This is a genomic window from Gemmatimonadetes bacterium SCN 70-22 (assembly GCA_001724275.1).
Taxonomy (GTDB): Bacteria; Gemmatimonadota; Gemmatimonadetes; order Gemmatimonadales; family Gemmatimonadaceae; genus SCN-70-22.
Map to the genome: position 1 here is coordinate 1 of MEDZ01000044.1, position 26765 is coordinate 26765.

Annotated in this window: 19 protein-coding genes and 1 pseudogene; 1 reads left to right on the forward strand and 19 read right to left on the reverse strand. The window is 69.1% G+C overall.

All coding sequences use genetic code 11. From position 1 onward, the window contains the following. Positions 1–451 precede the first annotated feature (451 nt). The 10 genes from ABS52_16630 to ABS52_16675 form a co-directional block, all read right to left on the reverse strand. Positions 452–1495 (reverse strand): recombinase RecA, encoded by a 1044-nt coding sequence (locus tag ABS52_16630; protein ID ODT01464.1) that lies wholly within the window; start codon positions 1493–1495, stop codon positions 452–454. 108 nt (positions 1496–1603) lie between these two features. Continuing rightward, positions 1604–1978 carry a hypothetical protein gene (locus ABS52_16635; GenBank protein ID ODT01465.1) on the reverse strand — a complete coding sequence of 125 codons (375 nt, stop codon included), beginning with the start codon at positions 1976–1978 and terminating at the stop codon, positions 1604–1606. A gap of 111 nt (positions 1979–2089) precedes the next feature. Continuing rightward, on the reverse strand, positions 2090–4441 hold the full coding sequence (locus ABS52_16640) for a hypothetical protein (GenBank protein ODT01466.1): 2352 nt from the start codon (positions 4439–4441) through the stop codon (positions 2090–2092). Position 4442: 1 nt separating this feature from the next. Then, positions 4443–5189: a hypothetical protein gene (locus ABS52_16645; GenBank protein ODT01467.1), complete on the reverse strand. Its 747-nt coding sequence runs from the start codon at positions 5187–5189 to the stop codon at positions 4443–4445. Further along, the gene (locus ABS52_16650) at positions 5190–6548 is read right to left on the reverse strand and encodes an acetyl-CoA carboxylase biotin carboxylase subunit (protein ID ODT01468.1); all 1359 of its coding nucleotides are present in this window, start codon (positions 6546–6548) and stop codon (positions 5190–5192) included. Positions 6549–6575: 27 nt separating this feature from the next. Continuing rightward, on the reverse strand, positions 6576–7664 hold the full coding sequence (locus ABS52_16655) for a type IV pili twitching motility protein PilT (GenBank protein ODT01469.1): 1089 nt from the start codon (positions 7662–7664) through the stop codon (positions 6576–6578). Between the two features lie 85 nt (positions 7665–7749). Further along, positions 7750–8253, reverse strand: a complete 504-nt coding sequence (locus ABS52_16660; protein ID ODT01482.1) for an acetyl-CoA carboxylase, biotin carboxyl carrier protein — start codon at positions 8251–8253, stop codon at positions 7750–7752. Between the two features lie 34 nt (positions 8254–8287). Continuing rightward, complete coding sequence (locus ABS52_16665; GenBank protein ID ODT01470.1) at positions 8288–9376, reverse strand: hypothetical protein; 1089 nt, start codon at positions 9374–9376, stop codon at positions 8288–8290. Then, positions 9369–9809 (reverse strand): type II 3-dehydroquinate dehydratase, encoded by a 441-nt coding sequence (locus tag ABS52_16670; GenBank protein ODT01471.1) that lies wholly within the window; start codon positions 9807–9809, stop codon positions 9369–9371. Before ABS52_16670 ends, ABS52_16665 begins: the two co-directional genes overlap by 8 nt. Beyond that, positions 9806–12106 carry a hypothetical protein gene (locus ABS52_16675; protein ODT01472.1) on the reverse strand — a complete coding sequence of 767 codons (2301 nt, stop codon included), beginning with the start codon at positions 12104–12106 and terminating at the stop codon, positions 9806–9808. Before ABS52_16675 ends, ABS52_16670 begins: the two co-directional genes overlap by 4 nt. Positions 12107–12294: 188 nt before the next feature. Between ABS52_16675 and ABS52_16680 the strand changes: the two genes are divergently transcribed. Next, positions 12295–14133 carry a hypothetical protein gene (locus ABS52_16680; protein ODT01473.1) on the forward strand — a complete coding sequence of 613 codons (1839 nt, stop codon included), beginning with the start codon at positions 12295–12297 and terminating at the stop codon, positions 14131–14133. Positions 14134–14244: 111 nt separating this feature from the next. On the opposite strand, the gene ABS52_16685 is transcribed toward ABS52_16680, so the two are convergent. From ABS52_16685 to ABS52_16725, 9 genes and pseudogenes are all read right to left on the reverse strand, one after another. Then, positions 14245–14499 (reverse strand): hypothetical protein, encoded by a 255-nt coding sequence (locus ABS52_16685; protein ODT01474.1) that lies wholly within the window; start codon positions 14497–14499, stop codon positions 14245–14247. An 8-nt stretch (positions 14500–14507) separates the two neighbouring features. Then, entirely contained in the window at positions 14508–14786 is a 279-nt protein-coding gene (locus ABS52_16690) for a hypothetical protein (protein ID ODT01475.1), read from the reverse strand. Then, entirely contained in the window at positions 14786–15790 is a 1005-nt protein-coding gene (locus tag ABS52_16695; protein ODT01476.1) for a hypothetical protein, read from the reverse strand. The genes ABS52_16690 and ABS52_16695 overlap by 1 nt, the downstream gene beginning before the upstream one ends. Further along, on the reverse strand, positions 15787–19911 hold the full coding sequence (locus ABS52_16700) for a hypothetical protein (GenBank protein ID ODT01477.1): 4125 nt from the start codon (positions 19909–19911) through the stop codon (positions 15787–15789). The genes ABS52_16695 and ABS52_16700 overlap by 4 nt, the downstream gene beginning before the upstream one ends. 94 nt (positions 19912–20005) lie before the next feature. Continuing rightward, positions 20006–21259 carry an imidazolonepropionase gene (locus tag ABS52_16705; GenBank protein ODT01478.1) on the reverse strand — a complete coding sequence of 418 codons (1254 nt, stop codon included), beginning with the start codon at positions 21257–21259 and terminating at the stop codon, positions 20006–20008. A 126-nt stretch (positions 21260–21385) separates the two neighbouring features. Further along, positions 21386–22357, reverse strand: a complete 972-nt coding sequence (locus tag ABS52_16710; protein ODT01479.1) for a hypothetical protein — start codon at positions 22355–22357, stop codon at positions 21386–21388. Between the two features lie 129 nt (positions 22358–22486). Further along, the gene (locus ABS52_16715; GenBank protein ODT01480.1) at positions 22487–24169 is read right to left on the reverse strand and encodes a urocanate hydratase; all 1683 of its coding nucleotides are present in this window, start codon (positions 24167–24169) and stop codon (positions 22487–22489) included. 34 nt (positions 24170–24203) lie between these two features. Continuing rightward, a complete protein-coding gene (locus ABS52_16720) occupies positions 24204–25733 on the reverse strand; it encodes a histidine ammonia-lyase (protein ODT01481.1) in 1530 nt (509 codons plus the stop codon). 56 nt (positions 25734–25789) lie between these two features. Further along, positions 25790–26765, reverse strand: a pseudogene (locus ABS52_16725) (hypothetical protein).

A 26765-nucleotide genomic window follows, 5' to 3' on the forward strand; every position in this document is an offset into this window, starting at 1 on the left:
CGAGTCGACGCACGAGCGCCGTCCGAGCGCCCCGTCATGTCGGCGCCTCCCCCTTGACCGCTCGCCGCTCGCGTCTCACGACGCAACCCGTCGCACCCGTCGCACCCGTCGCACCCGTCGCACCCGTCACACCCGTCGCACCCGTCGCACCCGTCACACCCGTCACACCCGTCACACTCGTCACACTCGTCGCCCCCGCATGGTGACCGTCCATGACACCATCGTCTCGTCGTCTCGTCTTCTCGTCTTCTTGTCTTCTCGTCTTCTCGTCTTCTCGTCTTCTCGTCTTCCCGTCTTCCCGTCTTCCCGTCTTCCCGTCCGAATGGCAAGAGGCCGGAGGGAGGCCCGCTGAGCAATGTGGGGTACCGGGCCCCAACATCCTCAGAAGACAACCCTCCGGCCCCCATACTCGCCGGCGTGGACTATGTCCCGTGCTATGTCCCGTGCCTTGCTATTCCTCGGTGACCTCGAGGTCCACGGGGACCTCGGCCTTGTCGATGCCGAGTACCACCTTGACCTTGTCCTCGATCTCACGCATGAGCGCGGAATTGTCCTTCAGGAACATCTTGGCGTTCTCACGCCCCTGCCCGATGCGCTGGCCACCGTAGCTGTACCAGGCGCCGGACTTCTCGATGATCCCCGACTCCGCGCCGATGTCAACGAGCAGCGAGGTGTGACTGATCCCTTCCGCGTACATGATGTCGAACTCGGCCTGCTTGAACGGTGGGGCGACCTTGTTCTTGACCACCTTCACCCGGACCTGCGAGCCGATCACGTCTTCCTTGTCCTTCACCGGGCCGATGCGCCGGATGTCGAGCCGCAGCGAGGCATAGAACTTCAGCGCCTTCCCTCCGGTCGTCGTCTCCGGGTTGCCGAACATCACCCCGATCTTCTCGCGCAGCTGGTTGATGAAGACCACCGAGGTCCGCGAGCGGGCGATCGCCCCCGTCAGCTTGCGCAGTGCCTGCGACATCAGCCGCGCCTGCAAGCCGACGTGTGAATCGCCCATGTCCCCCTCGATTTCGGCCTTGGGGACGAGTGCGGCCACGGAGTCCACCACCACCACGTCCACCGCGCCAGAGCGCACGAGGATCTCGCAGATCTCGAGCGCCTGCTCGCCGGTGTCCGGCTGCGAGACGAGGAGATTCTCCACGTCCACGCCCAGCTTCTTCGCGTACTCGACGTCGAGCGCATGCTCCGCGTCGATGAACGCCGCCACGCCACCCGCACGCTGCGCGTTGGCCACCACGTGCAGACAGAGCGTCGTCTTGCCGCTCGATTCCGGCCCGTAGATCTCGGTGATGCGGCCCCGCGGGATCCCACCGATGCCGATCGCCGCATCGAGGTTGATCGCCCCGGTCGGAATCGATTCGATGCGGACGCGATTCTCCGCGCCCATGCGCATGATCGACCCCTTGCCGCAGTTCTTCTCGATCTGCGAGATGGCCAGACTCAGTGCTTTCTTGCGATCGTCTTGCACTGCCGAAACCGCCATGATTCACCCAGTTGGTGAGTCGTTGAGGCCCTGGCCACGCGGGTCAATCTACCGGGTGGCGTGAACGATTCGATACCCCGAACAAAATACGAAACCCCTCGCTTGCTTTCAAGCACGCGATGAAATCCCGAAGGCGTTTTCCACATGGCGTACACGGACCCTTCGGCCGTCCATGATCACCCCGATGACGTCGAACCGGTAACTCTCCCCGGTCCGCCCGTGCCGGTCGATCCACACCGTCGCCGACCGTACCAGCTCTCGCCGTTTCCTCCAATCGACCGCCCCCACCGGGCCCCCACACCACCCTCCGCGACGAGCCTTGACCTCGACGAACGCCACCGTCCCTTCGCGCTCCGCCACGAGGTCGATGTCGCGGTGGCCGCTGCGGAAGCGGCGCTGCAGCACGCGCCATCCACGCACGCGGAGCCACCGCTCCGCCACCGCCTCCCCCATCAGCCCGAACTCCTGCCGCTCCGTCGTCACGCCCGAATCGTAGGGCGGCCGAGCGTCGTCTCCGGCATCGTTTACATGCGAGGAGGATCAATCCCTTGCCGGGAGGGCGCGATCGGCGACGGAGCGCCGACGGCCGTCGCCCTACGAGTTGTCGGGCCCCGCGATGCGGTCCAAGTCCTCGAGCCCCACGAGGACATCGCGCGCTTTCGAACCCTTCGACGCCCCCAGCACCCCGGCGGCATGAAGCTGGTCGATGATGCGCGCCGCGCGCCCGTATCCGATGTTGAGGCGGCGCTGCAGGAGCGAGGTGGAACCAAGCTGGTGCTGGATGCACGTCTCCGCCGCCCGCCGGAAGAGTGCGTCGCGCTCCGCCCCTCCCGCGCCTCCGTCGTCCCCGTCCTCCTCGTTCTCGAGGGCCTCCTGCGCCTTCACCTCGGCGATGATGTCCGGGCGCGCCAGTTCCTCGTCGGCGATCCCCCGCGCCGCCTGCGCCGCGCGCCGCGCGATCTTCCGTGCGTCGAACCAGTGCATCAGCCGCTCGGTGTCGTCGCCCGGAATGAAGGCTCCCTGCAGGCGTTGCGGCTCGGACTTCCCCGGCGGGATGAAGAGCATGTCGCCGTTGCCGAGGAGCGACTCCGCCCCCATCCCGTCGATGATGGTGCGCGAGTCGACCTGCGACGCCACGCGGAAGGCGATGCGGCTGGGGAAGTTGGCCTTGATCAGCCCCGTGATGACGTTGACGCTCGGGCGCTGCGTGGCGAGGATCAGGTGGATGCCGATCGCGCGCGCCTTCTGGGCCAGCATCGCCAGCGGGGTTTCGACCTCGCCCTGCACCGTCATCATGAGGTCGGCCAGCTCGTCGATGACGACGACGACGTACGGGAGGATTCCCTCCGTGTACTCGCGCCGCTCGAAGGCGACCTCGGGACGCTTGGGCATCACGAGCGACGCACCGTCGAGGACGCGCTTGTTGAAGTCCTGGATGTTGCGCGCCCCGTTCGCCGCCAGGATCTCGTAACGCCGCTGCATTTCCATCACCGCCCACTTGAGGACGTACGCCGCGTCCCGGTTGTCGGTGATGACCTTGTGCAGGAGGTGCGGGAGGTCGTTGTACACCGACAGCTCGACCATCTTGGGGTCGACCATCAGGAACTGCAGCGTCTTCGGCGTGTGCCGGTAGACGAGCGACGTGATGATGGTGTTGACGCACACCGACTTGCCCGAGCCGGTGGCGCCCGCGATCAGGAGGTGCGGCATCTTCGCCAGGTCGGCGACCACCACCTTCCCCTCGAGGTCCTTGCCTAACGCGATGGGGAGCGCCATGCGCGCCTGCTGGAACTCCCGGGCCTCGATGAGCTCGCGGAACGCGACGATCTGGGGGACCGGGTTCGGCACCTCGACCCCGACCGCCCCCCGCCCCGGGATCGGCGCCACGACCCGGATGCTGGGCGCCCGCATGGCGAGGGCGAGGTCGTTCGCCAGGTTCGCGAACTGTCGCACCTTCACGCCGGCCGCCGGCTCGACTTCGTACTGCGTCACCACCGGGCCGGTCGTCTTCCCGACCAGCGTCCCCTGCACCCTGAAGGTGGCGAGGGCGTCCATCAGCTTCTGCCCCATCGCCTCGATCTCGCGCTTCCCGACGTCGACGTTCCCCGGGGGGGGCGGGGTGAGGAGCTCGGGCGCGGGGAGCTTGTCCTCGAGCGCATCGGCCTCGGGGACCACGATCGGCGCCGGTTCGACCAATCCCTCCACGGCGGGCGCGCCCTCGCCCCCGCCCTTCGCCCCCTTCTTCCTGGTCGAGACCATCGAGGGGTTCCCCGACCTTTCCCCCCCATCCCCCTGGTCGCCCCCCTCACTGCGCTTCGCACGCCGTCTCCCCTCTCCCGTCTCCCGTCCCCCGTCGTCGACGACCAACGCCGGCATCTCCTCCGGCGCGGGCTCCAGCATCGACGCCAACGTCGGATGCGACGCCGCCTTGCCGCTGGCGGGCGAGGGCCCGACCAGGGCACGCACCGGGTTCCACCGCAACGTCCACGCCGTATGGGCGCTCGCCAGCAACACGACGGCGAGCCACGCCCCGCCCGTCCCGAGGATGGCGCGCAGGTAGAACGACACGAAGCCGCCCCAGAGCCCGGCGACGGAGTGCGACGCGTCCGCCTCGCGGCCGCCGATGGCGAGCCCGACGGCGATCGGGAGGAGGACGACGAGCCCCGCGAGGAAGAGCATCCAGCGGCGGTCCGTCTCCCACTGCATGCGCCCGAGGAGGCGCAACCCGTGCACGAGGGGGACGAGCGGGACGAGCGACGCGGCGAGCGCGCCTAACGTGACGAGGAGCGACGACTTCACGCACGCCCCCACGGGACCGAAGACCCCGCGCGCGGCCAAGCACCCTCCGTCTGCCGCGAGTGGCTGGAGGAGGAGCGCCCCGGCCACGAAGAGCGCGACGACGATCAGGGCGATCCCGGTGATCTCGCGCCGGAGGGAGCTTCCCACGCTAGCGTTCCCGGTCGGGGCCCAGCCTCGTCACCTGCCGGTCCTGGTAGACGGGGACCACCGGATGTCCGTCGATGGTCCCGCAGACGGCGAGGTCGTCGGCGAAGCCGGCCTCGGCGAGCGCCCGCCCGTGCGTCGACTCCGCGAAGAGGCGCGCAAGGTCGTTGCCGTAGCGCTTCTCCAGCTGCAAGGCGGCGATGGCGCCGTCGTTCAGCTCCGCGTCGGGCAGCCCCCGGCGGATGGCGCGCACGTAGCGCCCGGCGCAGGCGGCGTCCTCGAGCGAGAAGTGGCGCTCGCTCCCGGCGGCGAGGATCGCGATGTCGCTCTTTGCCCGCGCCGCGGCCCGCACCATCGCGCTCACCACCGTGAAGTTCACGTACGCCCCCACGATCACCTCGCGCGCCGACTGGGCCGCGATCAGCGCGCCCGTCCCGTTCGTCGTGGTGAACAGGATCGTCGTGCCATCCACCACCTCGCTGGCGTACTCGAGCGGGGAGTTGCCGAGGTCGAAGCCGGGAATCCGCTGCTTCCTGCGCTCGCCCGCAAGCTTGTACTCCCCGCGCTCGAACGACTTCGAGCGCGTGATGGCCTCCTCCGCGCTCTCGAACGGGATGACCATCCGCGCCCCATTGGCCAGCGCGACCGCGATCGTCGTGGACGCCCGCAGCACGTCGATGACCACCACCACCCGCCCCTGCACATCGGCGCTCGTGTGCCCATGCGCGCCGAAGAAGACGTCGAGACGCACTTAGCCCTGCTCCTTGAGGATCCCAGCGATCTCGCGTTCCAGCCACTTCGTGTCCACCTGCCCCGCGCGGAACTCGGGGTGCATGATCACACGCGCCAGGAACGGCGCCGTGGTGGTGACCCCCTCGATGATGAAGCTCTCCAGCGCCATGTGCATCCGGCGGAGCGCCTCCTCCCTGTCGCGCCCCTGGACGATGAGCTTGGCGAGCAGCGAGTCGTAGTACGGGGGGACGGTGTACCCCGCGTACACGTGCGTGTCGAGGCGCACCCCCGGACCGCCAGGCGGATGAAACGCCGAGATGCGCCCCGGCGATGGCTGGAAGGCGCGCGCCGGATCCTCGGCATTGATGCGGCACTCGATCACGTGTCCGCGAAGCGGCGGGAGCTGCAGGACGCTGAGCGGTGCCCCGGCGGCCACGCGGATCTGCTCCTTCACCAGGTCGACCCCGGTCAACTGCTCGGTGACTGGGTGCTCCACCTGGATGCGGGTGTTCATCTCCATGAAGAAGAACGACCCGTCCTCGTCGAGGAGCATTTCGATCGTCCCAGCCCCGACGTAGTCGATCGCCTTCGCCCCGCGCACGGCCGCCTCGCCCATGCGCTCGCGCAGCTCGGGGGTCATGGCCGGGCTCGGCGCCTCCTCGATCAGCTTCTGGTGGCGCCGCTGTACCGAGCAGTCGCGCTCTCCCAGGTGGATCACGTTGCCGTGCGTGTCACCGATGATCTGGAACTCGATGTGGCGCGGCTTCGTGAGGTACTTCTCCACGTAAACGTCGCCATTGCCGAACGCCGACAACGCCTCGGATCGCGCGAGCGAGAACGACCGCAGGAACTCGTCGGCGTCCTTCGCCACCCGCATCCCCTTCCCTCCGCCGCCGGCGGCCGCCTTGATGATGACGGGGAAGCCGATGGACTTGGCGAATTCGAGCGCCGCATCGGGATCGTCGATCGGCCCCGGCGTTCCGGGGACGATCGGGACGCCGACCTCCAGCATCGCCTTGCGCGCCGCCGCCTTGTCGCCCATCACCCGGATCTGCTCGGCGGTAGGGCCGATGAAGGTGATGTTCGAGGCGGCGCACGTTTCGGCGAACTCGGCGTTCTCGGCCAGGAAGCCGTAGCCGGGATGGATCGCGTCGGCGCCCGTGATCTCGGCGGCGGCGATGAGGCGCGGGATCCGCAAGTACGACTCCCGGGCCGGTGCGGGGCCGATGCACACATCGTCATCGGCGAAACGCACGTGCAACGACTCACGGTCGGCCTCCGAATAGACGGCCACCGTCTGGATCCCCAACTCACGACAGGCGCGAATCACGCGGAGCGCAATCTCTCCGCGGTTCGCGACAAGGACTTTCTTGAACATGAAATACTCTCGGGCCCGGCGCGTGGACTACGCGGTCTCGTCGGTCTGGAATTCGTCCCAGGAGGTATCGCTCGATCCTGCGACCCCCTGCACCCGCAGGGCAAGCTCATTGGGATTGGTCGCGTGGAAGAGGGCGTTCTCGTAGGAGATCGTCCCCTTGCTGTACCACGCCATCAGCGACTGGTCGAAGCTCTGCATCCCGTACTGCACCGTCCCTTCCTTGATGAGGTCGGGGATGTTGAGCGTCTTGGTGACGTCGCGGATCTGCTCGCGGACCGCGGCCGTGTTGATGAGCACCTCGGACGCCGGGACGCGCCCGGGCTTGTCCGCGCGCGGCACGAGGCGAAGCGAGACGACTGCCGCCAGCGCGTTCGAGAGCGCGAAGCGCACCTCGTTCTGCTGGTGCGGCGGGTAGAAGGAGAGGATGCGATTGATGGTCTGCGTCGCATCCGTCGTGTGCAGCGTCGAGAAGACCAGGTGCCCCGTATCGGCCGCCTTGAGCGCCGTGTCGAGCGTGTCGAGGTCTCGGATCTCGCCGATGAGGATCACGTCCGGATCCTGGCGAAGGACGCGCCGCAACGCCTGCGCGAACGATCCCGTGTCCGTCCCCACCTCACGCTGGTTGATGTGGCACTTCAAGTCGCGATGGAGGAACTCGATCGGATCCTCGATCGTGATGATGTTCGCGTAGCGCTTCTCGTTGATGACCTGGAGCATCGACGCGAGCGCCGTCGACTTCCCCGAGCCCGTCACGCCGGTCACCACCACCAGGCCGCGCGGGAGCATCGCGATGTCCTCGACGATCGGCGGGAGGTTCAGCTCCGCGATCGACTTGGCCTGGTGGGGGACGGTACGGATCGCGAAGGCGATCGTGCCGCGCTGCTGGTACGCGTTCACGCGGAAGCGCCCGATCCCCGGGACCCCGGTGGCGAAGTCCGCCTCACGGTACTCGGCGAACTCCTTCACCTGCTTCGGCGTCATGATCTCCTTCGCCAGCGTGCTCAGGTCTTCCGGTCGAAGCGCCGGGAGCGGGAGCGGCGAGAGATCGCCGTTGATGCGCAGCGTGGGCGGACGCCCGACCTTCAGGTGCAGGTCGGACGCGCTGCGCTGCACCATCTGCTGCAGGATGGCCTTGAAGTTGAAGGGCGCCCGCGGTGCCCCGGCGCCCCCGCCAGCAGCGCCTTCCGGTGCCGGAACCGGGTTAACCATTCGGATCGATGCGCATCAGGACCTGCCCGTACTCGACGGGTTGGCCATCCGTGGCGACGACCTCCTTCACCACGCCCGAGAACTCCGACTCGATCTCGTTCATGATCTTCATCGCCTCGATGATGCAGAGGATCTGCCCCTTCTCGATGCGCTGCCCCACCGTCACGTAGGGCTTGGCCCCGGGCTCGGGCTGCGCGTAGTACGTCCCGACCATCGGTGACTTGACCTCGAGCAGGTTGGCCTTGGGCGCCTCGGCGGGCGCCGCCGGCGCCGCATCGCTGATGGCCGGCATCGGCTCGGTGGGGGTCATGCGCCCCACGGGCCCCGGCGGCAGCAGCGCCGGCATCGCCACGGGGGTCGGGATCTGCACCGCCCCGCGCTGTTGCGGCGTCTTCGAGATGCGGATCTTCATCCCCTTGTCCGAGGAGATCTCCACCGAGTCGACGGACGAGCCGTCGAGCATCTCGATCAGTTTCTTCACGTAACGTAAGTCGATCATGTCAGACATTGAGGTCCGCCGGCTCGAGCACTCAGGAGAGGACGAGAAGCTCGCGCGTGAAATCGGTGAGCAGATCCGCCCCGTCGGCGCCTAGATGAACGTCGTCTTCGATTCGCACTCCCCCCCACTCCGGCACGTACACCCCCGGCTCGATGGTAACGACCGAGCCCTCCGGAAGCACCTCCTCCGCCAGCCGGGACAACCGGGGCGCCTCGTGAACTTCGAGACCGATCCCGTGTCCCAACCCGTGGCCGAACAGCTCCCCCAGTCCACGGGACTCCAGCACGCTGCGCGCGAGCGCATCACCCTCACGACCGCGCATCCCCGCCCGGATCCCCTCCCGGGCCACCCGATTGGCTTCGCGCACGGCCTCGTGGATGGCGCGCTGCCGTTCGTCGGCTCGGCCGAGGATAACCGTCCGCGTGACATCTGAACAATAACCGCCTGTCGACGCTCCGAAATCCAACAACAGAAACTCGCCGGGCGCAATAGCCCGCCCCGACGCCCGGGCGTGCGGGAGGGCCGAGCGCGGTCCCGACGCGACGATGGGCGCGAACGGGTGCGCCTCGCTTCCCGCGTCGCGCAGGGCATGCTCCAGGATCCCGCACACCTCGAGCTCGGTCATTCCGATCCGCACGCGCTCCAGCGTCTCGTGCAGCGCCCGGATCGCCATGGCGCCCGCCGTCCGAATGTGCGCCACCTCCTCCGCGTCCTTCTGTGCGCGAAGTCCTTCCACGAGGTCCGTCACCGGCCGCCAGTGCCACCGCTCACCCCGTTCCATGAGACGCTGAAAATCCCGGTGCGGGAGGTGCGCCGACTCGAAGCCGACCGACTGTACGCCGGCCAGCCCCCCCATGAGGCTCCACAACCCCGACCACAGGTTGCTCGTCTCGACGCGGACGTTGCACACGTCGCCCGACTCGGTGGCGGCCTGGGTCTGGTAGCGGAAGTCGGTCACGAGGTGCGCGTCCCGACCGGTCACGAGCAGGAGGGCGTTCGACCCCGAGAAACCGGTCAGGTAGCGGATGTTCGGGAGCGACGTCACGAGCACGGCGTCCAGGTGACCGGCCACCAACCGCTCGAGCAGCGTCGCCAGCCGCCGCTCGCGTGCGCTACTCACGGCCGGCCAGGAGGGCGACGAGCCCGCGCAACCCCCATTCGTAGCCGTCGGCGCCGAAGCCGCAGATCACCGCCCGCGCGCCGGGCGCGAGCATCGAGTGCCGCCGCTCGGGCTCCCGGGCATGGATGTTCGTCAGGTGCACCTCGACGAACGGCACGCCGACCGCGGCAAAGGCGTCGCGAATCGCGAGACTGCTGTGCGAGTACGCGCCGGCGTTGATCAGCGCGCCGTCGGCGCGCCCCCGCAATCCCTGGATCTCGGCGATGAGCTCCCCTTCCCCGTTGTGCTGCACGCAGAAAACGTCGACGCCCAGCTCCGCGCCAACTGCGCGAAGCCGGGCTTCGATATCCGCCAGCGTCGTGGTCCCGTAGAGCGCGGGTTCGCGCGTGCCGAGGAGGTTGAGATTTGGTCCGTTGAGGACTGCGATTCTCACTTCTTCTTGAGGCCTTCGAGCCAGGCCGTGAACTGCTCGATGTCCGAGTCGCGCTCCTCGCCATCCTCGGTCCCCTGAGCGGCGGGACCCGATCCCGCCGGCGACGAGCCATGGTAGAACTCGTCCAGCGTCACGGCGCCGGACGAGCGCGCTGGAACATCGCGAAAGAGGTGCTCGAGTGACAACTCTCGCTCCGCCGACCGGCCAGACCGGGGGGGCGCACCGTCCCCAGCCTCGAAGGCGGAGGCCAGCGTCGTCGCCGCCTCCTCGTCGGCGCGGGAGACGTCCCCCGTCGCGAAGAGCTGGGTGAGCGAGCGCCCCGGCGCGGCTTCGTCGGGAACGGTCAGCGCCTCGTCGCGCGTGGCGGCGCCGGCGTACTCGCTGGCGACCGTCGCCGCGACGATGCGGCCACCGTGGCTCGCCTCTGCGTCACCATCGTTCGCGGACCGCTCCGCCCGGCGATGCGGTTCGCGGCGGGCGAAGTGGGCGAAGAAGCTCCGCACCGACTGTCCGTGCCGATCGACCACATCACGCGGGGCGACCCCTGCAACGACCGCCGACGACGCTCCCCGCTCGATCGCCGACACGCGATCGCGCAGCGCGACGTCTTCCGGGTGCTGGTCGAGGAGCTGGCGGTAGATGCCGAGTGCCTCGTCCACGAATCCCTGCTGCAGGTACAGCTCGGCCATCGTCTCGGTGACGAAGGGGGTCGCCTCCGCCTCGTCCACCGCCGCCCACTCCACCGCCGCTTCGTCCGCCCCCCCCTCCTCCACCCCCGCCACCATCGCCGCGTCCGTCTCGAACGTCTCTCGCGACAGCAGCCCCTCGATGGGCTCGGGGGCCTCCTCCCCTTCCGGCGGCGAGATGCGAGGCGGGAGCGGAGGCTGCTCGCCAAAGGACGACTCGATCGAGAACGGCTCGTGCGCGCTCAGCTCCGGCGCCCCAACGGAGAACGGATCGCCTTCGTCGAGCGGGACCGAGACGGTGTTGGCGATGAATGGGGTCTCGTCCAGCTCTGGGGGGACGAACTCCGAATACTCGACCACGAAGCCCTCGGGAAGCACTTCCTGCTCGGCACCGGCGCCCGCGACCTCAGGAAGCTCGAGCAGCGATTCCGGCGCCGCGTCCCAATCCGACTGCGGCTCGGGGGCTCCGACAACGGGAAGGAACGGTGGCGTGGGGGCGTTGGCCAGCGATTCTGCAACCGGGGCGACGAACGGCGGCGTGGGCTCCTCGGCCGCCTCACCATCGATTTCCGAGAGCTCACCCGCAGTCGCCCCTACCTCCGGGGACGCAGCGGGCGTGGGCTCACCAAGGGAGGTGAAGAGCGCGTCGTCGAACGTCGGGAGCGGGGCGACGTCGTTCGCATCGCCTTCCAGTCCCGGGAGCTGCGCCGAGGGAGTGAACCAGTCGTCCGGGATGGGCTCGGCGACCGCCTCCAGCTCGCCCAGGATCTCCGCGGAGGGGAACTCGTCGACGCTCGCCTCGAGAGCGGGGGAGGCCGTCCCGGTGAGGACCGCGTCTTCGGCGGCGTCCATGTGCAGGACGGGCGCGGGCTCGCTGAACGCGGCTTCGGTCATCGCGGCTTCGCTGACCGCGGGTTCGCTCGCCGTGGCCTCGCTCAGCGCGGCTTCGCTCGCCGTGGCTTCGCTCGCCGTGGCTTCGCTCGCCGTGCCTTCGATCGCCGTGGCTTCGATCACCTCGGGCGCCGGGAAGTCGTCCATGATCTCCACCGGCTCGGGCGTCACGTCGTGCACCGTGGCGATGGGAGATGCCGGGATCCACGCGGTCGGGGACACCACCGGCTCCGCCGCTGCGGTGTCGAGGGAGACCTCGTCGAGCGGGGAGCTCTGGGGGATCACCTCGCCGCCCGCGGAGTATGCCGACTCCACCGACTCCACCGACTCCACGGCCTTGAGGAGTTGCGTGATCTCATCATTCCGGGGGTCTGCCTCCAGGACACGCTGGTACCACGTGCGCGCCTGGTCACCATCCCCCTGCTCCCGGGCGATGTCGCCGAGGTGTCGAAGTGCGATGAGGTTCTCGGGATCGAGATCGAGCGCCGCCTCGAAGGCCTCCCGCGAGGCGGCCAGTTCGCGCGCCTCATACAGCGACTGCCCCAGGACGACGTGCCCGCTGATGTGCCCGGGCTGGTTCGGGAGGTGCGCGCGGCAGAGCGCGATCGCCTGCGGGAGGTCGCCCTGCTTACGGTACTCGTTGGCGAGCGGCGCGAAATAGCGGCGCGGATTCTCGTCAAACTTCTTTTTCAGCTCGTCCAGACGGGCGGAGGTGGCCATGCCAAGCCCTCGAAGTCATCGCGCCGCATGTGGCGCACAAGGAGATCGGAGTGGTGCTCAGTCTGAGTGACGAGCGACTCGGTCAGAAGTGACACGCTAACTTGATTTTAGGCGCAGATCACAAATAGCTTTCCCGGCTCTCGATACCCCTCGCTACACCCCCGAGTTCAAGCAGGAGTAACCGCCCCGTGCTGCAACAGATGCGGAGCTCCGCGAAGTGGATCTGGCTGTTTATCGTCGTCTGCTTCGTGGGTGTTTTCCTTTTCGCCGAAACCTCCGGCCTTCTGGGGGTCGGTCCGTCCCAGATCACCCCGGGAACAGCCGTCGCCGAAGTCAACGGCGTCGATATCCCGTATCTCACCTGGGCCAACCTATCGAATCAGTTGGCTCAGCAGGAAGAGCGGAATTCGGGGCGGGGGCTCACGCTCGACGAGCGCCGGCGAGTGGAGGACCAGGCGTTCGAGCAGCTCGTGTCCAGTATCCTGCTGGAGCAGGAATACAAGCGTCGGGGGATCACCGTCTCCGATCAGGAGGTCATCGAGGCGGCCCAGCAGAGCCCGCCCCCGGAGCTCATGCAGAGCCCGGACTTCCAGACGGACGGCCGCTTCGACCTCCAGAAGTACCGTCGCTTCATCGGAAGCTCGGCCGCGCGCGCCCAGGGGGTCCTCATCCAGCTGGAGGCCTACTACCGCTCGGAGATCCCGCGGGCCAAGCTCTTCGACCAGTTGGCCGGTGACGTCTTCGTCTCGGACGCCAAGCTGTGGAGCGTCTACCGGGACATGAACGACTCGGCGCAGGTCTCGTTCGTCATGTTCGACGCTTCCACCGTCCCCGACTCGGCGGTGAAGATTTCGGACAGCGAACTCCGCGCCTTCTACGACAAGTACAAGAAGCAGCTGGAGCGCCCGGGGCGGGCGGTCGTTTCGATCGTGAGCGTCCCGCGCACCATCACGGCGGCCGACACCGTCGCGACGCGGGAGCGCGCCGTCGCCCTTCGCAACGAGATCGTGGGCGGCGCCTCGTTCGAGGACGTGGCGCGCCGCGAGTCGGCCGACACCATCTCGGGACGCGACGGTGGGTCGCTCGGCACGGGGCCGCGCGGCCGATTCGTGAAGCCGTTCGAGGATGCGGCCTACGCGCTCAAGGTCGGCGAGATCTCGCAGCCGGTCCTGACGCAGTTCGGGTACCACCTCATCAAGGTGGATGCGCGCAAGGGCGACACCCTCACCATGCGCCACATCCTCCTGCGCATCCAGCAGAGCGACTCATCGGCGGTCCGTTCCGACCGTCGCGCCGATTCGCTGTCGCGCATGGCGGCGTCGCACGATCGCCGGGAGCGCCTCGACAGCGCGGCGCGCGTCCTCGGCCTCACGCCGATCAAGGCGGTGGCCGTCGAGGGCGAGCCGCTGATGGGGAACGACGGCCGCTCCATCCCGAGCGTCAGTGCCTGGGCCTTCGGCGGCGCCAAGGTCGGCGAGACGAGCGAGTTGTTCGACTCGGAAGACGGGTACTACGTCGCGGCACTCGACTCGCTCTTCGCGGGCGGGATCCCGACCTTCGAGCAGGCCAAGGATGACATCCGACGCCAGTTGATCTCGCGTCGCAAGGCGGAGTCGCTCCAGCCGAAGGCGGCGGAGCTCGCCAAGGCGGCCGCCGGATCGACGCTCGAGGCGGCAGCCGCAGCGGCGGGGCTCACGGTGACCAAGAGCGAGATGTTCACCCGCCCGCAGTTCGTCGCCGGGCTCGGGCGCTTCAACGCTGCGATCGGCGCGGCCTTCACCCTCCCGGTCGGGTCGGTGAGCGCGCCCATCGTCACCGACCAGGGCGTGTACGTGCTCCGCGTCGATCGACGCGTGGAGGCGGACAAGGCCGCCTGGGAACAGCAGAAGGAGACGCAACGCCGCGAAGCCATCAGCTCGATCCAGCAGCTGCGCGTCCGCACCTTCCTCAACGAGATCCGTCAGGGGGCGAAGATCGAGGATCACCGCAAGGAGATCAACGCCATGGCCCGTCAGCAGACCGGCTAGGCGCGCTCGAGACGGGAGAATGCAGAAGGGCGCCGCGTGAGATGCGGCGCCCTTCTGCGTTCACGGGCGTCATGCGTGCGCCGGCGGCCCTGGCGCTGGTGAGGTGCTAGGTCAGGAAAGCAGGCGCTTCGGCTCGGGGCGCGCCTCTTCCTGGTCCTGCCGCAGCGGTTCTGCGGGGCGCGGCGGGAGCGACTGCCGCGACTCCTCCTGCAGCGTGCGATCCACGTCGGACAGCCCCTTCTTGAACTCCTTGATGCTCTTGCCGAACGACGCTCCGATCTCGGGGAGTCGGCGTGCCCCGAAGAGGAGCAGCACGACCACGAGGATCAGGAGGATCTCCATGAAGCCCAGGTTCCCGAAGTTCATATGATCTCCTAGAAAAGCGATCGCGCGATGAGGTAGGCGATCAATACACCGACGAGGCTCAGAAGTGACACATCGAGCGCGATGGGCCCCAATGCGAACTTCAAGATAACGAGGTCGACCTGCAAGGGGCCGAGCGATGGGGTCACTCCCGTCGTCAAGAATTCCTTAACGGCCCCAACCGGGAGGAATTTGCGCGAGAACTGGGTCATGAAGCCGCCGATGACGAAGCCGACGGCGAGGACGATGACGTGAAACAGGGGGCGGCGGGTGGCGGTACCCTTGGCCATCAGGATCTCCGGTCGAGGACGAACGCCAGGGTATCGTACAGCGCCGCGCGCGCCGGGCTCTCGGGGAGGGCGGCAAGGGCCTCCTCCGCCTGGGCGGCGAACTCCTCCCCACGGCTGCGGGCGTAGTCGAGCCCCCCGGCGTCGCGGACGACTTCGACCACCGCCGCCACCTGTGCATCCGTCGGCTCAGGGGTGGCGAAAAGCCCGTCGATCACCGCGCGCTGGGCGGGCGTCGCCCGGCGCAGGACGTCGATGAGCGGGAGCGTCACCTTGTGCTCCTTGAGGTCGAGCCCCGTCGGCTTTCCGGTCGTCCCCGAATCGGCCGTGTAGTCGAGGAGGTCATCCTGGACCTGGAATGCCATGCCGAGCCGCTCGCCGAATCGGGCGAGCTGCCGGCGGAATCGGGGGGCGCCGCACAGGGCGCCCACGTCGCACGCCGCCTTGAACAGCGCGGCGGTCTTGCACTTGATCAAGAACTCGTAGTCATCCTCCGAGAACGACAGGGCATCGAGCGCTCCCAGCTGCCGCATCTCGCCGACTGTGAGCTCGTTGGAGGCGTTGGCGAAGACCCGCAGCGATTCCATGTCGTCCAGCCGCACCAGCTCCTGCACCGCCCGCGAATACAGGAAGTCGCCCGCAATCACGGAGACCTCGTGCGTGAAGAGCGCGTTGATGGTCGGCATGCCGCGCCGGAGCACGGAGTGGTCGACGGCGTCGTCGTGCACGAGCGTCGCGACGTGGATGAGCTCGAGGACGGCGGCGTACGACGCGGCACGCGCCTCCCCCTGCCCCTCGACCTCGCTGGCGAGCAGGAGGAGGGTGGGGCGGAACATCTTCCCCTTCATGAGCATCAGGTGCTCGTTGACTCCGCGGAAGAACTCGGAGTCAATGGCGACGATCCGCCACATCTCGTCGTGAACGCGCGAGAGCGCGTCGGCGACGGGGGCCTGGATGTCCTTGAGCGAGACGGGGGCGGCTGATCCGGTGCGGGGTCTTGCGGTCACTGGGTTACGTGCTCCATGGCGGCCACGCGCTGCGCGACATCTCGGAACTCGATGTCGACGGCGAACACCCGCTGATAATAACCAAGTGCATCAGCATGGCGCGCCATAACTTCGCTCGCGTACCCCAGGAGATACAACACCCCCACCAGCTGCTGGTCGTCGGCCCCCGTCGTCTCCACGGCCCGCCGGAGGAGCGTCGAGGCGACCTGCAGCTGCCCCTTCTCCACGAAACACTGCCCCAGCGCCTCGTACGAACGCACCCGATGCGTGTCGCCCCGGAGCGACTTCTGGAACTCCGCGATCGCCTCGTCGACGAGCCCCATCTCCTTGTAGGCGACCCCAAGGTCGTAGTGCGAGGCGAAGTCCTCCTCGTCGACGTTGGCGGCCACTCCCTGCTTGAACCGGCGCAGCATCTCGTCGAAGTCCGCCTGCTCATCGCCGCTCGGCGTCGCCTCCACGGTGACCATGCGCGTGGAACGCGTCGGCTCCTCGGCGCGCAGCCAGCTCCCCAGGTCGATGAACTCCTCCTCATCTCCCTCCCCGTCCCGAGGGGTCTGTCGTCCGCCCACTGGAGCAGCGCTCGGCGCGCTCCCGTTGCGCGAGAGCGGGGCGAGGTCACGCGACGCCGAGTCCGTCGCATCGTCCCGCGCGGGGATGGCGGGGCCCTCGTCGCCGGGCGTACGCTCGCCGGCGGACGGGGCGAGCGACAAGGCGGCAGGAGCCGTCGACGGCGGCGAGGTCTCCTCGACGTGCTCATGCGCCGTCGTCTCGCCTTCCCCACGATCCGACGCCCCGTCGAAGAGGGTGGCCACGGCCTGGATGGGCTGGTCCTGCTCATCCGACGGTAGCGGGGGGTGGACGGCGCTGGAGGCCGCTGGCTCCATTCCCTCCCCTTCGTCGTCCGCCGAGGTCAGCAATCCGAGGGCGAAGCGTGCGCGCCCGTTCCCGGGGGCCAACTCGAGCACGCGGCCGTAGACGACCCTCGCCTTCTCCGGGTCGCCACTCCGGAAGAGTGCATCCGCGAGCTCGACGTACGCCTCCACGAGGCGCACGCGATCGGCCGAGCGCACGGCGTACTCGACCCGCTTCTGGTGGTGCCAGATCGACGAGGGAATGACGCGCAGGACGATATCGGCCACGCTGCGGGCGCCGTCGAGGTTGCCTGCCTGCTCGTAGACGCGCATCGCGTAATCGAGCGCAGCAAGTCCGCCCTCGCGATCCCCCTGGTCGAGCAGCGTCTCCCCCAGCTGGCGGCGCAGCTCCGCGTTGTCGGGATCGAGTTCGAGGCGGCGGCGGAGTTGCGCCTCCACGCCACCCAGAGACAGGGTGCTGCGCGGAGTGTGCAGGTGCGCGAACACCGCCCGCCCCGTGGCCGGGGTGGGGCGTCGGCCGCCGCCAGGGGTCGATCCCGCATCATCGGGCGATCCCCACATCGCCGCCGCAGCGAGGTCGTCGAAGCGCACGTTGGTACGCGGGGCGTGATCGTCGGCATGCGCCCCGATGGCGCGCATCTCGCCCGACACGAGACTGCCCATGTGCCCGTGGTGCCATTCACCGTCGATCAGGACTTCCGGCGCCTGGTCGGCCAGCCACTCATCGCTGTCGCCGCGATCAGCCGCACGCTCGACCTGGGGCATCGATCCGGAAACCGTGGCGTCGTCACTGCGGGCGTGGACGCCCACCTCCCCATCGGGCGGCTCGTCCGACGCATCGCCGTCGGCGGGCGCGTCCGACTGCAGCAGGAAATCGACCGGGAGATCCTCCTCGACCACATACGGCGCGAGGTCGAGCGCCGGCTCGTCGCCCGCGACGCCGTCGAGCGCGAGCAGCGGGAGGTCGTCCGCCTGGCCCTCGCCCTCGTCGGCTGGGGCGTGGTCGATACCCTCCGGCATCCAGTCAGCAGGTGCCTCCTCCGCCCTCGCGCGCGCCTCCCCCTCCCCCGACGGTCCGATGGGAACGTCCGCGGCGGGGCGCTCGCCATCGTGTCGCATGAACGGCGGCGTGAGCTCGTCGAGCAGGTTGATGTCGGGCTCCTCGCCTCCGCCGACGGCGGACGGCGCCTCGCCTAACGATTCGAGGTGGTCGATGGCCGGGCCGGCATCGCGCGCTTCCGCCGGCTCGCTCGTCTCCTCGAGCGGTGCCTCGCCGGGGAGCGACGGGAGCGCCTCCTGTCCGGCGCGTGCGACCGCGTGATCACCGCCGGCGTGGGTCTCGCCGGAATCGGAGGGAGCGGAATCCGGGATTCCGGTCGCCGGCCTCGCCTCGACCCAGGTATCGGGCTCCCCATCCTCCTGCAGGGCGAACTCCAGCCGGAGCGAGCGCTTGATCTCCTCGTCGATCTCCTCCGACGGGACGGCGATGATCTCGTCGGTCGCGCGCGCGGTGCCACCCTGCGCCACGAGTTCCGTGGTGTCGCGCCGAGGGCGCTCGGCGTCGTGCTCCTCGCCTTCATGCGCCGGTGCCGCGTCCGCGCCGGCGGCGTGGTCCGCGCCGGCGGCGACGGCCTCGAGGGGGACCTCGTCCGGCTCCGCATCGTCCCCTGAGTGCGACGTGTCCGGCACCTCGTCCGCCGCACCGCCCACGATGCTCAACTCTTCCCATCCCGACAGCGCATCGAGCGAGCGCTCGAGGTCGATGGGCTCGTCCTCGTCGAGCACCACGGCCAGCTTGTCGCCAGGCGGGAGTGCCTCGATGTCGAGCGGCGACAGGGAGCCGGTGACCCGCGGCGCGTCCCCTTCGGGCTCCGCCTCGAGCGCACTAACGGGAGGGAGCGACAGGAGGTCGATCCCGTCCGATGCCGGGCTCTCTCCCGCGACATCCTCCGCCGCGGCACCCAGCGGCGTCGAAATCACTGCGAGGAGGTCGATCGGCGCCTCGTCGGGCGTCATGAGCGGAAGGCTCGTGGGAAGCGCGAGGTCGTGCTCCCCCCGTGGGCGCGTCGCGACTTCGGCGAGCTCCGTTTCGAGATTCAGGGGGAGCGTCGCGAACTCCTCCCCCGACATCGGCGGTCCGTCCACCAACGGGTTCAGCGCGGGATGCCCACCGGACATCGAAGCGCCCGCGACCTCCAGGCCGTCCAGCAGGGGAATCGCCCGGGTCTCGCTCCCCCACGCCTCCACCGTCAGCGCGAGGAGGGAGTCTCCCTCCTCGGCGCCTTCGCTACTTCCCTCATCCGTCGGCTCGAGCCCGTCCAGCACGACCGGCTCGGCGACGGTGCCACCCAGGTCGGTGCCGCCGTCGCTTGTCGTGGCTTGGAACCCGTCCGGCGTCGCCTCGGGCGCGATGCCCTCGCCCCCCGACTCGAGCTCCGGATCGAAGGTGATGATCAGGCCATCGAGCGCGGGAATCCGCGACGACTCGGGGGTTCGCATCGCCGTCTCATCGTGGTCCGGCGACGGCTGCGCGTCGGTCGCCCTGGGCGTGGGGACCACGTCGGCCTCGAGGTCCAGAAAGACGAGGTCGTTCGACTTCTGCGCGACGTACGCCCCGGACGGGCGCGGCACCACGTCCGGATCGATCGCCTTGATGCGATCGATCGTGGCGCGTGCCTCCGCGCTCCGCCCCTCGGCCTCGAGCTTGCTATACAACGTCTCGAGCTGCTCCAGCGCCTCGGACTTCCGGTTCTCCTTGTTGAGCCACTCCGCCAGCATCAGGCGAATGTCGTCCTGGTCCGGACAGAGGTCCGCGAACTCCTTGAGAGCACGAAACGCCTCGTCGACATGCCCCCCCTTCTGCATGCGATCGGCGTACTCGAGAAAGTTCTTCTTGGCGTCGCTCTTGAAGCCCTTGGCCGCCGAGATCTTCCCGAGCTTGTAGTACACCGCCGTGCGCGCGGGCGACTGGCGCAGGATCCGGTTGCAGAGCGCGATCGCGTTGTTGAGGAAGCCACGCTCGGCGTAGACGTCGACCGCCTTCTCGTAGTACGCGAGCGCCTCGCTCATGTTGCCCTGCCGCTGCAGCAGGTCGCCGACGCGGCTGAAGAGCTGCAGGTCCGCATCATCGAGATCGCGCCCGGCTTCGTCGAGCAGCTGGACGTACGCGGTGAGGGCGCGGTCGAACTGCTTCTTCTGCTCGAAGTCCGCGGCCTTCTTCTTGAGCTTGGCGAGATTGGCGTTCGACATCAGGGCGTGTCCATCGCCAGGGGCGCATGCGGGCGACGCCGCGGGCACATCCTCGCGGCGGGGCGTCGACGCGGGCGCAGGTCGCGAACGGGGGTCACACCGCGCATGGCACCCCGCGAACCCAGGTGGCGCGACAGCGGCGGTCGCCGTACCAGTACGGGAGCTCGCGCACGTCCTCGATGTCGAAGAGCGCGAGGTCGGCGGAGAAGCCAGCTGCAATCTGCCCGGTCTCGTGGGCGAGTTCGAGCGCCGCCGCCCCGTTCACGGTGGCGGCGAGCATGGCTTCGGAGACCGTCAGACGCAACTGGCTCACGGCGAGAGTGAGGATGAGCGGAAAATTCGGGGTGGGTGAGGTGCCGGGGTTGAAGTCCGTCGCCAGGGCGACGGCCGCTCCCCCGTCGATCAGCGCCCTCGCGGGCGCCTGCCGGTCCTTGCCAAGAAACAGCATCGTCCCCGGGAGGAGCGTGGCCACCGTCTGCGAGGCCGCCAGCGCCCGAATCCCGTTGTCGGAAATCGCCGCGAGGTGATCCGCCGATGTCGCGCCCAGCGCCGCGGCCAGCTCTGCCCCCCCGGAGGGTCGCAATTCGTCCGCATGCAGCTTGAGGTGCAACCCGGCAGCCCGCGCCGCGGTCAACACGACCCGCGACTCGTCGATGGTGAGGACGCCCGGCTCACAGAACACGTCCGCGAACCGGGCGAGCCCGCCTTCGACCACCCGAGGGATCATTTCCTTGACGATCAAGGACAGGTAATCGGCACGTCCTGCCGGGGTCGCCCGCGCGTCCAGCGGGATCTCGTGCGCCCCCAGGAAGGTGGGGACCAGGCGCAGCGGGACCAGCGACGACAGGCGCTGAATCGCCCGCAGGCTCTTGAGCTCATCCTCCACCGTGAGGCCGTAGCCGGACTTCACCTCCACCGTGGTCGCCCCGTACGACGCGATCCGGCGCAGGCGCGGGAGGGCCTGGGCAACGAGGTCATCCTCGCTTCGCGCACGCAAGTCACGCACCGAGGCGTGGATCCCTCCCCCCCTCCGGGCGATGTCCATGTAGTCCAGCCCGAGGGCGCGCATCTCCTGCTCCTCGTGCCGCGACTTGCCGAAGATGGCATGGGTGTGCGAGTCGACCAGCCCCGGGGTCAGGACCCCGTGGGCGCAGTCGACTTCCTCCGCTCCGGGAAAGCGACGCCGGAGCTCGTCGGCCGGGGCCAACGCCGCGATGCGCCCTCCCTCCACCGCCACGGCCGCTCCCGTGAGGACGCCGGCGTCGCGCAATTCCTCGCCCCGACGCGCACGCGCCGGGCCGGCGCAGGTGACGACCTGCGAGGCGTTGACGAACAAGGTGGCAGTCATCGGTCGCTCCGGGCGTGGACGGCTCGGCCTAACGTGAGGCAACGTCCACGCGAGGGAAAGAGGGGAGTTGCCGTGTCGTCGGGAGCGGAAACGCCGACGGCGTGCGGCGCCCTGGTGCGCGCGGCGTCAGGCGAAGACGTCCTTGACCCGCGACAGTTGCAGCGGCGCCTGCGCCTCGCCACGGCAGGCATAGTAGCAACGGTTGCAGTCGATCTCCCGGTACGGGGAGAACTCCGTCCAGTGGAAGTCGGTCGGGAAGTCCGGGCACCGCTTGACGTGTCCCGTCGGGTCCACGTGGATGGTGCGGATCCCCGACTGGCACGGCTCGCGCATCTCCCCGCGCAGGTAGCGCGGGATCTGCGCCAGGTAGTAGTCGGAGTTGGTGATGATCCCGCGGCGCTTTCGCTTGTAGGCGAGCAGCTCCGCGACCACCCCCTCGGCTTCGCTGGCGAAGCCGTTCTGCAACAGGAAGTCGCGGTTCCCGTTCTTGAAGTCCGTGTACACCGAGAAGTTCACCCCCGCCCCCAGCTCGGCGGCCCGGTGCACCAGCGGAAGAAGCTGGTCGAGGTTGTCGTTCTTGATGACGGTGTTGAACCGGATGCCGTGCATCCCCGCGCGCTGCATCGCATCGACGGTGGTGAAGATCTTCTCCGTCAGGCCGGGGATTCCCCGGGCGGCATCGTGCCGTCCATCGAGGTAGTCGAGCGAAATGTTGAACTGGTCCACCCCGGCCTCCCACAACGACGTCGCGCGCGCCGGGGTCAACATCCCGCCATGGGTGATGAGCGTGATGTAGCCGAGTCGCACCGCCCCGCGCACCGCCCCGACCAGCTCTTCCAGGTCACGGCGGAGCAGCGGTTCGCCGCCCGTGAAGGTGATGAGCATCGGGTTGAAGAACCGCGCCGCGTCGGCGAAACTCTTGAGCTCCGTCTCACGGGCCTCGGCTGGCGTCTTCCAGTAGTCGCAGAAGCCGCACCGCGCGTTGCAGCGCATCGTCACCTCGAAGTGCACCAGCACCGGGCGCCGCCGCGCCGTGAGCCACGCGTACTTCGCGAGGAACAGCGGGATGTGATATGGCTTGTACTTGCTGCTCAGCATCGGGCTGCGGGCGGGAGTGGGGCTACGGGAGACGGGTTGGAGGCGCCTGGCCGCCTCGCGCCGGTCGCTTGCCGCGGCGGTTGTCGATGGTGCGCGGGGACGACGGCGATCCCCGCCATGCCACCTGCGCTAGTCGCCGGGCAGCATGGGGATCTTCACCCCCTCGCGTCTCGCGGTCGCGATGGCGATGTCGTAGCCGGCGTCGGCATGGCGCGCCACGCCCATCCCCGGGTCGTTGGTCAGCACCCGCTCGAGCCGCACGCGCATCTCCGGCGTCCCGTCGGCGACGATCACCTGCCCGGCATGCAGCGAGTTGCCGATCCCCACTCCGCCGCCATGGTGGAACGAGACCCACGACGCGCCGCTGGCGACGTTCACCATGGCGTTGAGGATCGCCCAGTCGGCGATGGCATCGCTGCCGTCCTTCATCCCCTCGGTCTCGCGGAAGGGCGAGGCGACGCTCCCCGTGTCGAGGTGATCCCGCCCGATCGCGATCGGCGCCGAGAGCTCGCCCGAGGCCACGAGGTCGTTCAGCGCCACGCCGAACCGGGCGCGCTGCCCCTGTCCCAGCCAGCAGATGCGGGCCGGGAGCCCCTGAAAGCGGATCCGCTCGCGGGCCAGGGTGATCCAGCGGCGCAGGTGCTCGTCGTCGGGGAAGAGCTCGAGCACGAGCTCGTCGGTGCGCTGGATGTCGGCCGGATCGCCGGAGAGCGCCACCCAGCGGAACGGTCCCTTCCCCTCGCAGAACAGCGGGCGCACGTACGCCGGGACAAACCCCGGAAAGTCGAACGCGTTGCCGACACCGGCATCGAAGGCGACGGTGCGGATGTTGTTGCCGTAGTCGAAGGTGACCGCACCGCGCGCCTGCAACTCGAGCATCGCGCGCACGTGGACCACCGCCGATGCGGTGGCGCGTCGGACGTATTCCTGCGGGTCGCTCGCCCTCAGCGCCATCGCCTCGGCCAGCGGCATCCCCGCCGGGACGTAGCCGTTGAGCATGTCGTGCGCGCTGGTCTGGTCGGTGACGACGTCGGGGAGTACCCCGCGGCGCACGATCTCGGGGACGACGTCGGCCGCATTCCCCACGAGCCCGACCGACAGCGCCGTCCCCGCGCGCTTCGCCTCGAGTACCCACGCCAGTGCCTCGTCGAGCGAGTGCGTCTTGCGGTCGCAGTAGCCGGTGACGATCCGCTTGTCGATGCGTGACTCGTCGACCTCGACGCCCAGGATCGCGGCCCCGCACATCGTGGCGGCCAACGGCTGGGCGCCGCCCATCCCCCCCAGTCCCGCCGTGAGCACGAAGCGTCCGTGGAGCGACCCGCCGAAGTGCTGGCGGGCCACGGCCCCGAAGGTCTCGTACGTCCCCTGCACGATCCCCTGCGACCCGATGTAGATCCACGAGCCGGCGGTCATCTGGCCGTACATGATGAGCCCCTTCCGCTCCAGGTCGCGGAAGACGTCCCACGTGGCCCACCGTCCGACCAGGTTGCTGTTGGCGATGAGGACACGAGGCGCCTGCGCTTGCGTCCGGACGACCGCCACCGGCTTCCCGCTCTGCACGACCAGCGTCTCGTCGTGCTCCAGTTCGCGCAGCGCGCGCACGATGGCGTCGAACGCCTCCCAGCTCCGCGCCGCCCGCCCCGTCCCGCCGTACACCACCAGGTCGTCGGGACGCTCGGCCACCTCCGGATCGAGGTTGTTCATGAGCATCCGGAGGGCGGCTTCCTGCTGCCACCCCTTGCAGGAGAGCTGCGTCCCGCGTGGGGCACGCACTTCGCGGGGACCGGCGACGGGAGAGAGGATCGACGTCATGGCGGACGACCGGGAGGGGCGCGGCAGGCGCGCCCTAGTTGGAGGAAGCAGGGATGGCGCCATCGAGCGCGCCATCGGCGATCAGCTGGGCAGCGGCGGCGATGTCGGGGGCAAGGACGCGGTCGCGCCCGAGTGGCGGGACCACGGCGCGCAGCGCCGCGTACGCGCGCTCCACCGACGCGCTCGAGCGCAGCGGGCGCCGATAGTCGATCCCCTGCATCGCACAGAGGAGCTCGATGGCCAGGACGTGCCGCACGTTCTGCACGATGCGACGCAGCTTCACCGCCGCGCCCATCGCCATGGGCACCACGTCTTCCTTGCCCCCGTCGGTGGGAATCGTGTCCACGCTGGCCGGATGGGCCAGCACCTTGCACTCCGACGTCACGGCCGCCGCCGTCACCTGCGCCATCATGAACCCCGAGTTCACCCCGGCATCGGCCGTGAGGAACGGGGGGAGTCCCTGGTTCAGGTCCGGGTGGACCAGGCGGTCGATCCGGCGCTCGGCCATCGTCGCCATGTTGGTGAGGGCGATGGCCAGGAAGTCGCACACCATCGCCACCGACTGCCCGTGGAAGTTCCCCCCGCTCAACATCTCGCCATCCTCGAAGACGAGCGGGTTGTCGGTAGCGGCGTTCAGCTCCCGCCCCACGATCCCCTCGGCGAAGCCGAGGGCGTCGAGGACCGGGCCGTGCACCTGCGGCATGCAGCGCAGCGCGTAGGCATCCTGCACCCGCGGATCGCCGTGCCGGTGGGACTCGCGGATCTCGCTCCCCGCCAGCAGCTCGCGAAGGAGCGACGCCGACCGCACCTGCCCGGCCTGGCCGCGCACCTCATGGATGCGGGGATCGAAGGCCACCGGCGTGCCCAACAATGCCTCCAGCGTGGCCGCCCCCGTGACGTGGGCCGCGCGCCAGAGCGTGCGCGCCTCGTGCAGCGCCAGCGCCGCCAGCGCGGTGTGCGCCTGCGTCCCGTTCACCAGCGCCAGCCCCTCCTTGGGCTGCAGCGTCACCGCGGTCAGCCCCGCCCCCCGCAGCACGTCGGTCGCGCTCCCCTCCTCGCCCCCCCTGATCAGCGTCCCTTCGCCGATCAAGCCAAGGGCCAGGTGCGACAGGGGGGCGAGATCGCCGCTCGCCCCCACGCTCCCCTGCTCCGGCACCGGCGGATACACCCCGGCGTTGAGCATCGCGAGGAGCTGCTCGACCACCGACGGACGGATTCCCGAGCACCCCTTGGCCAGCACGTTGGCACGCAGCAGCATCATCGCCCGGGTCTCCGCCTCCCCCAGGCGCGGCCCCACCCCCACGGAATGGCTGCGGATGAGGTTCACCTGCAACTCGGCCAGCCGGTCCGGCGGGATGGCGACGTCCGACAGCTTGCCGAAGCCGGTGGTGATGCCGTACACCACCTCGTGGCGCGCCACGATCCCATCGACGATCTCGCGCACGCGCGCCAGGCGCGCGCGCGCCTCGGGAGCAAGGGTCACGCGAGCACCATGGCGAGCGACGGCCACCACATCGGCCACCGCCAGCGAGTGCCCGTCGAGGACGACGGTTGGGGAGTGCATGAGCGGAATGTCGAGAGGGCCCGTGCGCAGATCAACCCCAAGGAGGGGGCGGACCGCTATTGGTTGCGGATCCCGGTGTAGCCTCGCGGGAACTGCGGCCGGTCGTAATTGAACTTGATGTCCGGCTGCGCCTTCAGCGCGATGAAGAAGTTGAACGAGAAGTTCCCGTTCGGCGACCGCGAAAACGCGAAGATCGCATCCCAGTCGTGCAGTGCACGCTGCAGGCTCACCACGTGCGACGCGAACTCGCTGCGCTGCACGTCGTACGAGGTCTGCCACTGTGCCGCCCACTTCTCGGTCACGTGGAACGACATGGAGCCCTGCACGCTGGCCTGCGGCGGCGCCACGAAGTACGTCCCGCCGCGCGTGGTGCTCTCGTACGGATTCGACACCGACCCTGACGTCTGCTGCTGTCGCACGCACGCATCGTAGCCGAGCGGATTGACCAGGCGATACTGCTCGCAGACGATGGTCGGGTCGAGCGACTGGACGTTGGTCCCCCGCGGTGGGCGCTGCCGGGTCGAGGAATACGACAGGTTCACCCGCCACCCCTGTCCGGCGGGCACCTGCATCATCGCCTGGTTGACGCTCCCCTGGATCGGCCGGTTTGCAATCAGCCCGCCCGGGCCACGATCCTGCCGGATCCCCCCTTCCCCCGTCGTCATCCCCTGCTGCCCCGCCCCCCGCTGCTGCTCGTCCAGCATCCGCACGCCGAGCAGGCGCGCCATCCCGCGGACGAGCGGCGAGTTGCCATCGAGCGTCAGCGTCCCGCGCACCCCCTCGCGATACGGCTTGAACACGGCCGTGTCGGACATGGGGTCCCCAAGGAACAGCGAGTAGTTGACCCCGAAGTCGAAGCCGGGAAGCAGGTCAGAACGCGCGGTGTAGTCGAACGTGCGGTTGTTGAGCCCCGTTCCGCCGCTCGACTTCCTGGCACGGACGAAGTCGTAGGAAAGCGTGGTGAAGGTGAGCGACAGGAGCTTGATCTTCCGCGACTCGTCCGTCCCCGCGCCACTCCCCGCCCCCCCCCCC